The 14,406-nt window shown below is 70.1% G+C and carries 12 protein-coding genes; 8 read left to right on the forward strand and 4 right to left on the reverse strand.

Annotated elements, in window-relative coordinates:
- Positions 1–194 precede the first annotated feature (194 nt).
- The 3 genes from ABT367_RS36775 to ABT367_RS36785 are packed head-to-tail and all read right to left on the reverse strand — an operon-like array spanning position 195 to position 2,993.
- Positions 195–914 (reverse strand): SDR family NAD(P)-dependent oxidoreductase, encoded by a 720-nt coding sequence (locus ABT367_RS36775; protein WP_352257708.1) that lies wholly within the window; start codon positions 912–914, stop codon positions 195–197.
- Positions 911–1,825 carry a dihydrodipicolinate synthase family protein gene (locus tag ABT367_RS36780; RefSeq protein WP_352257710.1) on the reverse strand — a complete coding sequence of 305 codons (915 nt, stop codon included), beginning with the start codon at positions 1,823–1,825 and terminating at the stop codon, positions 911–913. The genes ABT367_RS36775 and ABT367_RS36780 overlap by 4 nt, the downstream gene beginning before the upstream one ends.
- Position 1,826: 1 nt before the next feature.
- Positions 1,827–2,993, reverse strand: a complete 1,167-nt coding sequence (locus tag ABT367_RS36785; RefSeq protein ID WP_352257712.1) for a mandelate racemase/muconate lactonizing enzyme family protein — start codon at positions 2,991–2,993, stop codon at positions 1,827–1,829.
- Between the two features lie 153 nt (positions 2,994–3,146).
- On the opposite strand from ABT367_RS36785, the gene ABT367_RS36790 reads away from it, so the two are divergent.
- The 7 genes from ABT367_RS36790 (at position 3,147) to ABT367_RS36820 (ending at position 11,874) form a co-directional block, all read left to right on the forward strand.
- Positions 3,147–3,794: a bifunctional 4-hydroxy-2-oxoglutarate aldolase/2-dehydro-3-deoxy-phosphogluconate aldolase gene (locus ABT367_RS36790; protein ID WP_352257714.1), complete on the forward strand. Its 648-nt coding sequence runs from the start codon at positions 3,147–3,149 to the stop codon at positions 3,792–3,794.
- Positions 3,791–4,726 (forward strand): sugar kinase, encoded by a 936-nt coding sequence (locus ABT367_RS36795; RefSeq protein ID WP_352257716.1) that lies wholly within the window; start codon positions 3,791–3,793, stop codon positions 4,724–4,726. The genes ABT367_RS36790 and ABT367_RS36795 overlap by 4 nt, the downstream gene beginning before the upstream one ends.
- 220 nt (positions 4,727–4,946) lie before the next feature.
- Positions 4,947–6,290 carry a glycoside hydrolase family 16 protein gene (locus ABT367_RS36800; RefSeq protein ID WP_352257718.1) on the forward strand — a complete coding sequence of 448 codons (1,344 nt, stop codon included), beginning with the start codon at positions 4,947–4,949 and terminating at the stop codon, positions 6,288–6,290.
- 95 nt (positions 6,291–6,385) lie between these two features.
- On the forward strand, positions 6,386–7,621 hold the full coding sequence (locus tag ABT367_RS36805) for a family 16 glycosylhydrolase (protein WP_352257720.1): 1,236 nt from the start codon (positions 6,386–6,388) through the stop codon (positions 7,619–7,621).
- Positions 7,622–7,653: 32 nt separating this feature from the next.
- Positions 7,654–10,689 (forward strand): family 16 glycosylhydrolase, encoded by a 3,036-nt coding sequence (locus ABT367_RS36810; protein ID WP_352257722.1) that lies wholly within the window; start codon positions 7,654–7,656, stop codon positions 10,687–10,689.
- Between the two features lie 190 nt (positions 10,690–10,879).
- The gene (locus tag ABT367_RS36815) at positions 10,880–11,464 is read left to right on the forward strand and encodes a dihydrofolate reductase family protein (RefSeq protein ID WP_352257724.1); all 585 of its coding nucleotides are present in this window, start codon (positions 10,880–10,882) and stop codon (positions 11,462–11,464) included.
- Positions 11,461–11,874 carry a VOC family protein gene (locus ABT367_RS36820; protein WP_352257726.1) on the forward strand — a complete coding sequence of 138 codons (414 nt, stop codon included), beginning with the start codon at positions 11,461–11,463 and terminating at the stop codon, positions 11,872–11,874. Before ABT367_RS36815 ends, ABT367_RS36820 begins: the two co-directional genes overlap by 4 nt.
- A gap of 78 nt (positions 11,875–11,952) precedes the next feature.
- Here the strand turns inward: ABT367_RS36820 and ABT367_RS36825 are convergent, their stop codons facing one another.
- Complete coding sequence (locus tag ABT367_RS36825) at positions 11,953–12,321, reverse strand: ArsR/SmtB family transcription factor (protein ID WP_352257727.1); 369 nt, start codon at positions 12,319–12,321, stop codon at positions 11,953–11,955.
- 95 nt (positions 12,322–12,416) lie between these two features.
- On the opposite strand from ABT367_RS36825, the gene ABT367_RS36830 reads away from it, so the two are divergent.
- The coding region (locus ABT367_RS36830) for a heavy metal translocating P-type ATPase (protein ID WP_352257729.1) at positions 12,417–14,406 on the forward strand (1,990 nt) is incomplete at its 3' end.

Here is a 14,406-nt window from a genome sequence, read left to right on the forward strand (position 1 = left end):
TGTGGGTAGTGGAGTTCATTGGTTTGCTCTCCGTTTTGGTGGTTGTGGGGGGGGCGGGGGGGTGGGGGGCCGGGGTCCCGGTTGTTAGGCCCGGCCCCCCCCCCCACGTCTCCACGTCTCCCGTCTCCAGGTCTCCAAGCACGATGCGGGTGCGGGCCACTGGCCCACACCCGCATCGTCATACCTGGTTCCGGTCAGTCCTCGAGGAACTTGCGCCGCAGATCGGGGCGGAGGAACGCGGCGGGGGACGCGATCGACAGGCCGCCGTCGACCGGCAGGACGACGCCGGTGACGAAGCCGGCCGCCGCGAGGTAGAGCACCGCGCCCGCGACGTCCCCGGGCCGGCCGACCCGGCCCAGCGGATACCCCTCGGTGACCTTCGGAATGTGGTCGTTGTCGATCATTCCCGGGGCCACGGCATTGACGCGGATGCCGCGCGGCCCGTACTCAAGGGCCAACTGCCGTACCAGGCCCTCCACTCCGGACTTCGCCGCCGCGTACGCGGGCAGCCAGGGCGCGGCCAAGGTGGCGTTGACGGAACTCACCGCGACGATGCTGCCGCCCCGGGGAAGGACGGCCAGAGCGGCCCGGGCCGGGAAGAAGGCGGTGTCCAAGGTGTTGGTGAGGGCGCGGTGCCAGTCTTCTGCGGTGACGGCATGGGCCGGCGCCGGGGCCATCACCGCGGCGGCAAGCACCAATACGTCGAGGGAGCCGAGACGTTCCACGGTGCGCCTCACCGCCGCGTCGGCCCCTTCCTCGGTGCTGACGTCCAGGGCGAGCGACTCGGCCAGATGGGGGCCGGGCTCGCCGTCCAACGAGACACCGACGACTTCGTCTCCCGCCTCGGCGAAGGCGGCGGCGATGGCCCGGCCGATCGGGGAGGAGCTGCCGATCAGCAGCACCGACCGGCTCACACGGGCACCTTCTGCCAGGAAGGCAGGCGCAGTTCGGCCAGGATCTCGTCCAGCGCCCGGGCCGTCACCGGCTCGAGTTCCTGCGCCGGGAGCCGCACCCTGCCCGACGCGATGATCCCGCGCCTGCGCAGCACCTCCTTGTGCACCGCCCATGCCTGGCCCGGGCGCATGCCGAGGTGGATGAGCGGCAGCAGCCTGCCGAACGCCGAACGTGCCTCTGCGCGACGGTCGGCCGATAGATCGTCGAGGATGTCGCGGAGCAGATCGGAGAACTCACAGGCCGGCATGGTGCCCACGCTGCCGTTGTCGTACTCCTCGATCAGCGAGGCGGCGTTGAGTCCGCCGAGCACCGCCAGTTCGTCGAGAGCACGGGTCACCGCCGCCACCTTGACGGGGGTGGGCGGTGCCTCCACCTTCACCGAGGTGATGCCTGAAATGCGGCCCAGGGCGGTCATCGTCGCCACGTCGATCGCGACGCCGGTGACCCCGGGGGCGTCCTGCACCATGACCGTGGCATCGGTCGCCGTGGCCACTTCGCCGAAGAACTCGATGAGTTGCTGCTGATTGGGCTTCGCGAGATACGGGGGGAGCACCATCAGCTGGTCGGCGCCACCGGCCGCGGCGTGCCGGGCCTGTTCGATGGCCACGACAGTGCTGGTGCCGTTCACCCCGGCGACGATCGGCACCTCGTCTCCCGCCACCTCCCTGACCGCGCGCAGGATGACGGCCCGCTCATCGGTGGCCAGGGCGAAGCCCTCGCTCGCCATGCCGAAGACCGCCAAGCCGTCGACGCCCGAGTCGAGTTGGAACTCCACCAGGGAGCGCAGGGAGGGCAGATCCAGCTCGCCGGAAGGGGCGAACGGCGTGGCCAGAATCGGGACAAGTCCGATGGGGGTGGCGGTGCGTGTCATGTCAGCCTCCCTGAACGAGGTCGTCGAGGACCTCCTGGTCGATGTCGATGCCAAGACCCGGACCCTGCGGCAAGGTGAACCCGGAGGCTGTGTGGGTGATCGGGGTACGCAGAATCCGCTGGGCGAAGGGCAGCGTCGTGGGCTGCAGTTCGAAGAAGGGACTGTCGGCCACGGCCGCGGCCACGTGCAGGCCCGCGGCGAGTGACACCCCGAGACCCACGGAGTGGTGGCACGCCACCGGGATGTGGCGGGCGTCGGCCAGCGTGGCGATGGTCATGGCCTCGGTGATACCGGTGCGGGCCACGTCCGGCTGGGCGAGACCGGTGGCCCTGCGGTCGAACCAGTCGCGGAACTCGTAGCGGTTGCGCAGCGCCTCACCGACCGCGATCGGCGTGGTGACCCGGGACGCCAGTTCCCGGTGCCCCGCGATGTCCTCGGGCGCGAGGGGAGCCTCGAAGAACAGGGCGCGGCGGCGGTCGAGTTCACGTCCCAGTTCGAGGGCCTGCGGCAAGGAGTAGACCCAGTGGGCGTCGATGGCGATGCCCAGGCCCGGTGCGGCGGCGGCCACCGCGTCGTATGTGGCCAGGTCCTCCTCGACGCCGTTGCCCAGAGCGAGCTTCACCATCGAGGCCCCCCGCTTCGCCCAGTCGGCGGCCAGCTCGGCGCGTCCCTCGTCCGTCGGCTCGGGCAGTCCGGAGATATAGGCGGGGATCTCGGTCCGATAGACCCCGCCGAGGAGTTGGGCCACGGGGAGATCCGCCGCCTTGCCCGCCAGGTCCCACAGGGCGATGTCCAGGGCGGCCAGGGCATCCGCCTGATGCCCCACCAAGTGGCCCCGCTCGCGCATGAGATCGCGCATGCCGTCCCACAACGGGCGTACCTGCAGCGGATCCCGGCCCACGAGCCACGGCCCCAGCATGCGGTCGATGATGGCGGCGACGACCTCGGGGCCGACCGGCGCGAGCGCCTCGCCCCACCCTTCCACTCCTTCGTCGGTAGTGACGCGGACGAGAACCGTCTCCATGAAGGCCGAGTAGAGGCTTCGCCATGGCGGGCGCACGAAGTAGCCCTGGTCCGGCGCAGGCGCCGAACCGTCGTTCAGCTTGCCCAAGTAAGCAGTCTCCGTGGGCTGTTTGAGGACGTAGGTACGCACCTGGGTGACCCGCATGATTCCTCCGGACTATGAGATTCGTATTGCGATTCAGCACTTGCGCATGGTGAATTAAACATCCATCAACGGTGGGCTGGTCAAGCCCTTCACAGGACCGCGCCCCTCACGTCGCGGCCCGGAACCGGAAATTTCGTGTATCTGGAAGAGATCGTGCAGCGGAGACTGCTGGCCATCATCCGTGCCGATGGCCCCGATCGCGCCCTGCGCTGCATCCGCACCTTGGTCCACGCCGGTGTCACGGCGCTCGAGGTCTCCCTGACCACGCCGGGAGCCCTCGACGCGCTCGCGCGTGCGCGGTCGCAGTGCCCGCCCGACGTGCTGCTCGGTGCGGGGACCGTACTGACCGCCGACCAGGCCGATGCCGCCTTTGCCGCCGGCGCCGGCTTCGTCGTCACGCCGGGGATCACACCGGGCGCCCGGCGGGCCGTCGCGAACGGGACGCCGCTCCTGTGCGGCGCGTTGACCCCCACCGAGGTCATCGCGGCGCTGGACCTCGGGGCCATGGCGGTGAAGGTCTTCCCGGCCGGACTGCACGGACCCGGCTACCTGCGTGAACTGCGGGCGCCCCTGCCCGAAGCGCCCCTCGTCGCGGTCGGCGGCGTCGACGCACGGACAGCCCCCGAGTACCTTGCGGCGGGCGCTGTCGCCGTCGGCGTCGGATCGCCGCTCATCGGCGCCGCCGGAGCCACCGACACCCCTCGGGCGTACGACGATCTGGCCGCCCGCGCCGCCCTGTTCCTCGAAGCCGTGGCACCCGGCCAGGGCGCGGACCGCGACCGCCGGCAGGAGGCGCGATGAGCGGCGTGCTGACCATCGGCGAGGCAATGGTGTCCGTCCGCACCTCCGCACCCATGGAACTCGGCGGCGTGGCACGGCTGTCCGTGGCCGGCTCCGAAAGCAATGTCGCCATCGGCCTCGCCCGGCTCGGCCATGAAGTCACCTGGCTCGGTGTGGTCGGCGAGGACCAGCCCGGGCGGCTGATCAGCCGCACTCTGCGCGCCGAAGGGGTCGACACCCGTTTCATCCGGTCCACGGACGCGTCGTTCACCGGACTCGTCGCCTTCGACCAGCCGCTGCACGACGTCACCCGGGTCAGCTACCACCGCAAGGGGTCGGCCGGTTCGCTGCTCACCGCCGAGGAATGCCTGGCCGCACTGGAGGACGCGTCCCCGGCGCTGCTCCACCTGACCGGGATCACCCCGGCGCTCTCGCCGGCCGCCGGGGCGGCGACGCTCGCCGTGGCGGAGGCCGCGCACGCCGCGGGAGTGCGGGTCAGCGTGGACGTCAACTACCGCTCCCGTCTGTGGACCCGGCCGCAAGCCGCGCGGCTGCTGCGGCACCTGCTGCCGTACGCCGACATCGTGTTCGCCTCGGAGGACGAACTCGACATCCTCACGGATGCGTCGGCCCCCGTGGCCGAGCTGCTCGGATACGGGATCGGCGAGGTCGTCGTGACCGCAGGCTCGGCCGGTGCGCACTGCCGGACGGCGGACGCGGAACACCACCAGGCCGCTCTCCCGGTCACCGTGGTCGACAGCGTCGGCGCCGGCGACGCCTTCGTATCCGGCTACCTCTCCGCCCTCCTGGACGGGCTGCCCCCTGCGGAACGTCTGCGGCGCGGGGTCACCGCCGGGGCGTTCTGCGTGGGGGCGCACGGTGACTGGGAGGCGCTGCCCACCCGCCGGACGCTGGGGCTTCTCACGCACGCCTCCGGCACGGCACTGCGCTGAAGCACCGACAGTCCTCGCTGATGTGGCGCAAATTGATTGACGTTACCCATGAACGCTCCTACGCTTCGGCGAGATCGCATGTGGCATTCATAATGAGGATCCGTCTTTCCGTCAGGGTTGAAGTCGGCTGTTCACACGCTGCGTTGAGCGATCTGCCCGCACGCTGCTTCCCGAGAGAGGAACAACGTTGAGGCTTCTGCATCGCACAAGAGCCGCGGTAATGGCATGCGTCGGCGCCGTCCTCGTCGGCACCCTCGCCGCGACGGGGCCCACCGCGGCCCACGCCGAAGTCCCGCTCCGCTCCACCGCCCCGCCCGGCTACCAGCTCGTCTTCTCCGACGACTTCAACGGAACGGCTCTGGACACCGGCGCCTGGCGCACCCGGCAGAGCTCCTGGGTCTCCGACGACAATGTCAAGGTCAGCGGCGGAAACCTCCGCATCGACCAGAGGCGGGTCTCGACGGCGAACACGGAGACCTCGAGCTTCCGAGGCGGCGGCATCGCCACCAAGAAGCGGTACGGATACGGCTACTACGAGGCCCGGGTCAAGCTCCCCGAGAACGACGGACCCTTCCACCAGTCGTTCTGGACGCAGATCTGGGACGGCCAGTACGCCAAGCCCGACTACAACGCCGCCTTCACCGAGATCGACATCGTCGAGTCGTTCAAGGGCGGCACACACGGCGGCTACCTCACCTGGCAGTCCGACGAAGAGGACATCAAGCAGTCCACGTCCGAGCGGCGCCCGATGGGCACCCCGGACGGCGCGAGCTACCACACCTATGGCGCGCTGTACGAACCGCACAAGATGACGTTCTTCCTGGACGGCACCGAGACGGGGTCGCTGGCCTACACCTCGATACCGAACAGCCCCATGACGATCTGGCTGTCCACCATCCCCCAAGTGGGCAAACTGGACGGCCTCACCGACCCGGCCGGACACAGCTACGGCACCATGGACGTCGACTGGGTGCGCTACTACGCCGGCGACGGTACGGTTCCGCCGACCGTTCCGGCCTCGCTGCCCGCCTCCCTGACCAGCTACCGCAACACCTTCGAAAGCGGTACGGCGGCCAACTGGGCGCCCTCGGGCGGGACATGGTCCGTCGTGGCCGACGGCGCGGACAGGGCGTACCGCAACACAGGCTCCGGAGACGTGTATTCCCTCTACAACGCCACCGCGACGCACTTCCCGAGGTGGCGCGACACCACGCTCTCCGCGACGGTCTCGCTGGCGAGCGCCGGCGGCGGAGCGGGGATCGTCGGACGCTACACGGACGCCGACAACTACTACTACCTGCGCCTGATCCCCGAGACGAACGCCGTCACGCTGGTCAGGAAAGCGGGCGGCTCGGTGACCACCCTGGCCCGCCACAGCACCGCGATCACCCCCGGAACCACGTACCGGCTGAGCTTCGAGCTCAACGACACCCGGCTGACCGCCAAGCTGAACGGCACGCAGATCATGCGGGTCACCGACAGCACCCTGACGTACGGGAAGTGGGGCGTGAAGGGCTACAACCAGTCCTTCACCGTCGACGACGTCGCGATGACCTCCCCCTGAGGAATCCCGCGGTCCGCACCATCCGCACCACCGCATCCGCACCATCCGCACACGCACGAGCCGGCACGGACAACGTCGTCTGGAAGGACCGCATCGTGAAGGTGAGAAGGAGGCCCGGCCTTGCGGGTATCGCAGCCGCGCTGGTGCTGACCGCCGGCGCCCTGGGAGCGGCCACGCCCGCTCCTGGGGCGGATCAGGCGGTCCCGTACGAGGCGGTCGCCGCCCCTGCCGAGGCGGTTGCCGCCCCGCCCACCGCCTCGTACGAACTGATCTGGGCGGACGAGTTCAACACCACGTCCGTGGACACGAGCGAGTGGAACTACCGCACGGACACCAAGGGTTGGAGTCAGCAGAGGCCCGAGAACGTCTCCGTCGGCGGTGGCGCCATGACCGTCCACCTGTGTCCGCGCAGCAAGTCGGGCGCCGGCTGCACGCAGCAGGTGGACAGCGACGAGCACTACACCGGCGGCGGTCTGATCAGCAAGCGCAAGACCCGGTACGGCTACTACGAGACCCGGGTGCGGACCAACACCGGCAGCGGCTGGCACTCCGCCTTCTGGGCGGCCGAAGCGGGCAGCACCGCACCGCGCACCGAGATCGACGGTTTCGAGATCGACTCGCATGTGCCGCACATGGCCCGGCACAACGTCATCGCCTGGACCCAGGGCACGTTCACCAGCGGCATCGACGACCTCTACTTCGACAGTTCGGCCGACTGGCACACGTACGGGTTCGAATGGCTCGAGGGCTCCGTCGCGTTCTACGTGGACGGGGTGCGCAAGTGGTCGCAGCCGTACGCGCCCGGCGACTACACGCACAACTTCCTCAACACCTGGCTGACGGCCATCGCCTACGACGCCAACGACTCCCCGGGCGTCGACGAGAGTGCGCTGCCGGGCAAGGTCCAGTTCGACTACGTCCGGCACTACGTACGCGATGTGTACGCGGACAACGACGCACCGAGCGGCTACTCGGAGACGGGCACCGGCTGGAGCGCATCAGGGCTGCCGGCGTTCGGCCGGCTGACCGGACGGTTCTCGTGCGACCCGGGCAGCGCCGGCCGCTGGACGTTCACGCCGCCGGCCGACGGCACCTACCAGGGGTACTTCTTCCGCGCGGGCGGGGACGGCGGACAGGCCGACGCTCCCGTCAGCGTGTGGGACGGCGGCACCGCACTGAGCCGTACACGCGTGGACCTCACCGTGCCCGGCAGCGCCTGGGTGCCGCTCGGCGCGCACACGTTGAAGGGCGGCACGACCTACATCGTCCGTATCGACCGGGACGGCCCGGGGTGCATCCGCGCCGACGCCGTCAAGTTCGTCCGTTCCTGAACCAGCCAACGCCTTTACAGGAGGCCTGTGTTGTGAACGTCCGCAGAACGGTGGTGGCCGCCGTCCTGGCGGCCACCACCGCCCTCTCCCTCATGCCCGGGTCGTCCGGGCCCTCCGCCGTCCCGGCCGCGGCGGTTCCGGAGGCCGCTGTGTCTTCCGGTGCTCCGGTGCCCGGATACGAACTTTCCTGGTCCGACGAGTTCGACGGCGTCGACGCAGACGGCAAGGGCCTCGACGAAGCGGAGTGGCACTACCGCGAGAGCGAGAAGGCGATCTGCTCGAACAGCCCGGACAACGTCTCGGTGTCCGAAGGGCTGATGCGTATCGCTCTCAAGCGCGAGGACCGCAACGGCAAGGAGTACACCTGCGGCGGTGTGATCAGCAAGCGGACGTTCGGCTATGGCTACTACGAGACACGCGCCCGGCTCTGGGGTGACCAGGGCTTCCACTCCGCGATGTGGACCACCGGTCTCGCCGACTACGTGCCGGACACCCCCAAGTACAAGGGCCCGAACAACCGGGTGAACGAGATCGACGGATTCGAGGTCGACTCGCACAAGCCCGATGAGTTCACCCAGGTCTCGCACTGGTTCGTACCGCATCACGTGGGGAACCCCGGCCGGCCGTACACCGGGCCGGACTCGTCCGACGGCTATCACACGTACGGCTTCGAGTGGACCCCCACCGAGGTGCGCTACTACATCGACGGCAAGCTGACCCAGACCCTCCCGAAGGCCGGTCCGCACGGCCTGCAGAACATCTGGCTGACCACGCTCGGCTACACCTCCCCGGTCGACGAGACCAACCTGCCGGGCGAGACCACGTGGGACTACTTCCGCTACTACGCGCCCGTGACCTCGCCCGACGACGAGTCCGCGGACACGGTCGTGGTCGACAACGGCGACAGCGCGTACACCGAGACGGGCAGCTGGACGGACGAGATCACCGACGGGCATCGCGAGGTCTTCGGCTACCAGGACAAGGAGGTCCGCCGCTCCGACGACCCGGGGGCCGCGGCCCGGTGGACCCCGAAGCTGAAGTCCGCCCAGGCGTACGAGGTGTTCGTGTGGAATCCGAGTTTCCTCAAGACCGGGCACAAAGCGGCCACGTACACCGTGACGCATGACGGCGGAGCGAGTGACGTCGTCGTCGACCAGGCGGAGGCCGGGCAGCAGTGGGTCAGTCTCGGCTCCTACCGGATGACTCCCGGCGCCGGCCGCGGCGTACGCGTGAGCGGTGGCCCCTCGGGCTCCGGTGTACTGCGCGCCGACGCCGCGAAGTTCGTGCCCTCCGTGGTCGTCGACAACGGTGACGACGGCTACCGCGAGCAGGGCACGTGGCGCGCGTCGGACACGGTGACGGGATGGCGGGGGAGCGGTACCCGCTGGGCCAGCGCCGCCGGTTCGACCGCGCGCTGGACGCCCGATCTGCCCAAGTCCACCACGTACGACGTCTACGCCTGGCTGCCGGACTCCGCGGGTGACAACGAGACCGTCATCGGTACGAAGGCGGCCGGCTACACGGAGACCGGCCGATGGTCCGCGTCGAGCCTGCGCGGCTGGGACGGAACCCCCACCAGGACGAGCAACGACACCTCGGCCACCGCCACTTGGCGTCCGGACCTGAAGGAAGCCGGCAAGTACAAGGTGTACGCGTGGTCGCCGACCAACCCCGTCAGTACGACTGCGGCCCGGTTCACCGTCACCCACGCCGGCGGGTCCGATGCCAAGGACGTCAACCAGACCACCGGGGGCAACGACTGGGTCGAGCTCGGCGAGTACGAGTTCGCCGCGGGCACCGACGGACAGGTCACCGTCTCGAACGCAGCCCGCGCCAACTATCTGCGCACCAACGTGGTCAAGTTCGTGCGCGTCGGCGCGGAGACGCCCGACCCGGCTGCCTACACCGTCGCCCACGCGGGCGGCACCACCGAGGTGAAGGCGGATGCGAGCGGCGGTACGGACCGCTGGGTTCGGCTCGGCAACTTCGCGTTCGACGCCGGAACCGACGGCTATGTGGAACTGGGTAGGGACGAGGGCACGCAGGGGCTGATGCACGCGGACGCCGTGAAGTTCCTCCCGACGCCCGGGGACGACGCCCGCCGGCCCGCGGCGCCGCAGAATCCGCAGGCGTTCGTCCGGCCGAACGCGTCGAACGGCGACTCCGTGCTCCACGTGCGATGGAGCCCGCTCCAGGGCGGCGACGTCCTCGGGCACCACGTCTACCTGGACGGGCGCAGGATCACCTGGAAGCCGGTGCGGCGCGACGCGTTCCGTCTGTACGAGATGCTGGCCGGCCAGTCCCACAAGGTGACCGTGACCTCGGTCGACCGGTCCGGCAACGAATCGGCTCCCTCGGCGCCGCTGTTGGTGAAGGTCCCGGCCGACACGAAGCCGCCGGCGCCGCCGGCCGGCGTGACCGCGGAGGCGACGAACAAGGGGGCGGTGCTGTACTGGGAGCAGAGCCTCGAGGTGGACCTGCACGGCTACCACGTATACGTGGACGGCAAGCGGATCACCGACGTGCCCTTCGGCAACCCGGTCGACGCGCATCTGCGGGCGCTCGGCTTCCCGGTCGAGGATCTGACCAACAACACCGCGCACGAGCTGGCCGTCACCGCGGTGGACCAGACGGGCAACGAGTCGAAGCCGACACCGGTACGGGTGACGCCGCTGCCCATGAGCGTCATCGGTATCGAGGACACGGGCTACACCGAGAAGGGCACTTGGTCCGGGTCGAGCGTCGCCGGCTGGCTGGGCTCCAAGACGCGCAGCACCAACGACACCTCGGCGACGGCGACTTGGCGCCCCGATCTGGGAGCGGCGGGCAGCTACGAGGTGTTCGCATGGGTGCCGAACCACCTGAACAGCACCACGGCGGCCCGGTACACCGTCACTCACGCGGACGGCTTCGATGCCGTGGACCTCGGTCAGACCGCGGACGGAAACCGGTGGATCTCGCTGGGAACCTACGAGTTCACCGCGGGCTCGGCCGGCGACGTGACGGTCTCCAACGGTGCGGGCAGCAGCTATCTGCGCACCAGCTACGTGAAGTTCGTACCGAAGTGACAGGTAGTTGAGCAGGTCCGTGCCCAGTCCCGGGTTCTGCCGGGGCTGGGCACGGTCGTCGTATGGCATGACCCACGCCACGGTCGGCCGATGAGTTCGCCTGCTGCCCGACGTCTACCTCTGTGACCTCCCCGCTCCCACGGGGCAGAGAAGCGAGCATTCCCACGTCATGGAGGAGAGGGTGGACAGGATGAGGAATCCGATTCGGCTGTACATGTCGATGTCGCTCGACGGCTATATCGCCGGCCCGGACGATCGGCCGGGCCAGGAGCTCGGCCGTTCCGGTGGACGTCTGTTCAACTGGCTCGACGACCGGAACTCGGAAGGTCCCAGCGGGCAGGTCTACCGTGAGGCCCTGGCGACCGGCGCGCTGATCTCGGGCCGGCGGACCTACGAGCTCGCCGGGCGCTGGCAGGGCGACCACCACGACGGTGTGCCGATCTTCGTCCTCACCCATCGGGCGGACGACGGGGATGCTCCGCTCGGCCATGCGCGATTCGTCACCGATGCCGAGGACTGCGCCCGTCAGGCCCGCGCCGCCGCAGGGGACCGGCCGGTCATGGTGCACGGGGCGGGCGCGGCCCAGGCGCTCCTGCGGGCCGGTCAGCTCGACGAGATGGAGATCCACCTGGTGCCGGTGCTTCTGGGTGCCGGCCGACGGCTCTTCGACCACCTCGGTGGTGATCACGTCGAACTCGACCTCGTCCGACGGCTCGAGGCCCGGGACGTCACGCACCTCCGCTACCGGGTGCGTCGGCCCGAGGAAACCGCATGAAGACCCTCTTCGTCTCCTATCGCGTCACCGAACTCGATCGTTCGCTGACCTTCTACACAGGCTTGGGCTACGTCGAGCTGGGCCGGGTCGACACCGGCGAAGGCAACTGCCTGGTGATCCTCAGGTTTCCCGGTGAGCCGGCGGCCTCGCTCGAACTGGTCCACCGTTCCGACGGCGGACGCGTCGACGTGGGCAGTGGTTTCGACCACCTCGCCATCCAGGTGGACTCGCTGTCGGCCACCCTGGAGCGGCTGACCGCGGCCGGCCTGGAGCCCGGACCGGTCCAGCACCCGGGCGGGCCCCGTGGCCCGAAGACCTCGTGGCTCACCGACCCCGATGGCTACCGGATCGAGTTGGTGGAGTGGCCGCCCGGCCATCCCGACGGCATCACGGCCGCGGACTTCTCCTGAACGGTCCGGTGGACGGAGCGCCGAGCTCCTGCTCGATGGAGCACCGGGCTCCTGCTCGATGGAGCACCGAGCTCCTGTTCAAGCGTGCTCGACGGGTGTGTCGTGCAGCCCGAGGCGGAGGTGCTCGACGTGGTAAAGGGCCTGGTCGAGGAGTTCGGCGACGTGGTTGTCGTACAGGGCGTAGACGATCGACCGGCCGCGGCGCTCGCCGGTCACCAGACCCAGATTGCGCAGCAGGCGCAGCTGGTGCGAGCAGGCGGACGGTTCCATCTCGACGGCCTCGGCGAGATCGCCGACCGAGCAGGGGCCCTCCTGGAGGCGCGCGAGGATCCGCAGTCGGGAGGGGGTGGCCAGGGCCTGGAGCGTCGCGGCCACGTCCGCCGCGCCCACGGCATCCAGGCGTTCGCGAGCGGTGGCAACGTGCTTGGCGTCCGTTCCATGACCCATGACGGTCATCCTACCCGGCATACATGAAGACCTGTTCAGGTGTTCCTGTACGGTGGGGAGGAAGCCGTCCGCCGTACGCGAAGGGTCACTTCGGCATGCCTTCAGCCCTCCTCCAGCGCCCGGAAACCACGGCGAAGTCCGCCCCGCCGGGTGTTCCGCGCCGCCGCACCAGAGTGCTCGCGCTCGCCGAGGCCCGCTGGGCCGCAGCCGCCCTGGTGCTGTTCCTGCTCGCCCTGCCGCTCCAACTGGCGGGCGCTCCGGCGTGGTTGTGGGGCCCGCTCCATGCCCTCGTTTATGTGAGCGGAGGCTGGGAGCCCGCCTGGTCCGGGCTGCGGGCACTGCGGGAGAAGACCCTGGACGTGGACCTGCTGATGATCGTCGCCGCTCTGGGCGCCGCATCGATCGGGCAGGTCATGGACGGCGCCCTGCTGATCGTCATCTTCGCCACCTCCGGGGCTCTGGAGGCGCTGGCCACCGCGCGTACCGAAGACGCCGTACGCGGACTGCTCGACCTCGCGCCCACCACCGCGACCCGCCTGACCGGCGACGGCGGCGAGGAGGCGGTGGCCACGGCCGACCTCGTGGTCGGTGACACCATCCTCGTACGGCCCGGAGAGCGGGTCGGCGCGGACGGCCGCGTCGTCGCCGGTGCCGGCGAGATCGACCAGGCCACCATCACCGGCGAACCGCTGCCGGTGGCCAAGCAGGCAGGCGACGAGGTTTTCGCCGGGACGCTGAACGGCACGGGCGCGCTGCGGATCGCCGTCGAACGGGACGCGTCCGACTCGGTGATCGCCCGCATCGTCGCCATGGTCGAGGAGGCGTCCGCGACCAAGGCGCCCACCCAGCTGTTCATCGAGAAGGTCGAACAGCGCTACTCGTTCGCCATGGTCGCCGCGACCCTCGCGGTCTTCCTCGTCCCACTGGCCTTCGGCGCGGAGCTGACCGGTTCGCTGCTGCGGGCGATGACGTTCATGATCGTCGCGTCACCGTGCGCGGTCGTCCTCGCCACGATGCCGCCGCTGCTCTCGGCCATCGCCAACGCGGGACGCCACGGAGTCCTGGTGAAGTCGGCCGTGGTCATGGAACGCCTCGGCCAGGTCGATGCCGTCGCCCTCGACAAGACCGGCACGCTCACGGAAGGCACCCCGCGCGTGATCGAGGTCCGCCCGCTGGAGGGCGGCGATCTGGACGAGGCCGGCCTGCTGGCCCTGGCGGCCGCGGCCGAACACCCCAGCGAGCACCCGCTGGCCCGGGCGGTCATCGACGCGGCCCGCGAACGACACCTCCCCGTGCCGGCGGCTCACCACTTCACCTCCGCCCCGGGCGTCGGGGTCAAGGCCACCGTGGAGAGTCGGACAGTCGAAGTGGGCGCCCCGGCCCGTCTGTTGACCGGATCCACCGGCCACGACGCGGAACGCATGGCCCGTATCGTGGGTGACATGGAGGAGCGCGGGCATACTGCGATCCTCGTACGGCGCGACGGAACTCCGGTCGGCGTCCTGGCCGTCGCCGACCGCCTGCGCCCGGACGCGGCCGCCACCGTCGCCGCGTTCGGCACACTCACCGGCACATCGCCGCTGCTGCTCACCGGCGACAATGCACGCGCCGCCGCCCATCTCGCCTCCGAGGCAGGTATCGAGGCCGATCACGTACGCGCCGGCCTGCTGCCCGAGGACAAGGTCGACGCCGTACGCCGCCTGGAGGCCGACGGCCGCAAGGTCCTCGTCATCGGCGACGGCGTCAACGACGCCCCCGCCCTCGCGGCCGCCCACACCGGCATCGCCATGGGTCGCGCCGGCTCGGACCTCGCCCTGGAGACTGCCGACGCGGTCATCGTCCGCGATGAACTCGCCACCGCCCCCACCGTCGTGGCGCTCTCACGCGCCGCCCGCCGCTTGGTGATCCAGAACCTGGTGATCGCCGGGGTCTTCATCACCGGCTTGGTCATCTGGGACCTCGTCGGCACCCTGCCCCTGCCGCTCGGGGTGCTCGGCCACGAGGGCTCCACGGTCATCGTCGGGCTGAACGGTCTGCGCCTGTTGCGCGATGCCGCCTGGCGCCGCGCGGCGCGCTCGGCGGGGG

The organism is Streptomyces mesophilus, from assembly GCF_040300965.1.
GTDB classification, from domain to species: domain Bacteria; phylum Actinomycetota; class Actinomycetes; order Streptomycetales; family Streptomycetaceae; genus Streptomyces; species Streptomyces mesophilus_A.

What these genes read in the sequence shown, in the direction of transcription:
- ABT367_RS36780 (WP_352257710.1), bottom strand. Translation starts at nt 1,825, where the DNA reads ATGACACGCACCGCCACCCCCATCGGACTTGTCCCGATTCTGGCCACG.
- ABT367_RS36785 (WP_352257712.1), bottom strand. Translation starts at nt 2,993, where the DNA reads ATGCGGGTCACCCAGGTGCGTACCTACGTCCTCAAACAGCCCACGGAG.
- ABT367_RS36795 (WP_352257716.1), top strand. Translation starts at nt 3,791, where the DNA reads ATGAGCGGCGTGCTGACCATCGGCGAGGCAATGGTGTCCGTCCGCACC.
- ABT367_RS36800 (WP_352257718.1), top strand. Translation starts at nt 4,947, where the DNA reads ATGGCATGCGTCGGCGCCGTCCTCGTCGGCACCCTCGCCGCGACGGGG.
- ABT367_RS36815 (WP_352257724.1), top strand. Translation starts at nt 10,880, where the DNA reads ATGAGGAATCCGATTCGGCTGTACATGTCGATGTCGCTCGACGGCTAT.
- ABT367_RS36820 (WP_352257726.1), top strand. Translation starts at nt 11,461, where the DNA reads ATGAAGACCCTCTTCGTCTCCTATCGCGTCACCGAACTCGATCGTTCG.
- ABT367_RS36825 (WP_352257727.1), bottom strand. Translation starts at nt 12,321, where the DNA reads ATGGGTCATGGAACGGACGCCAAGCACGTTGCCACCGCTCGCGAACGC.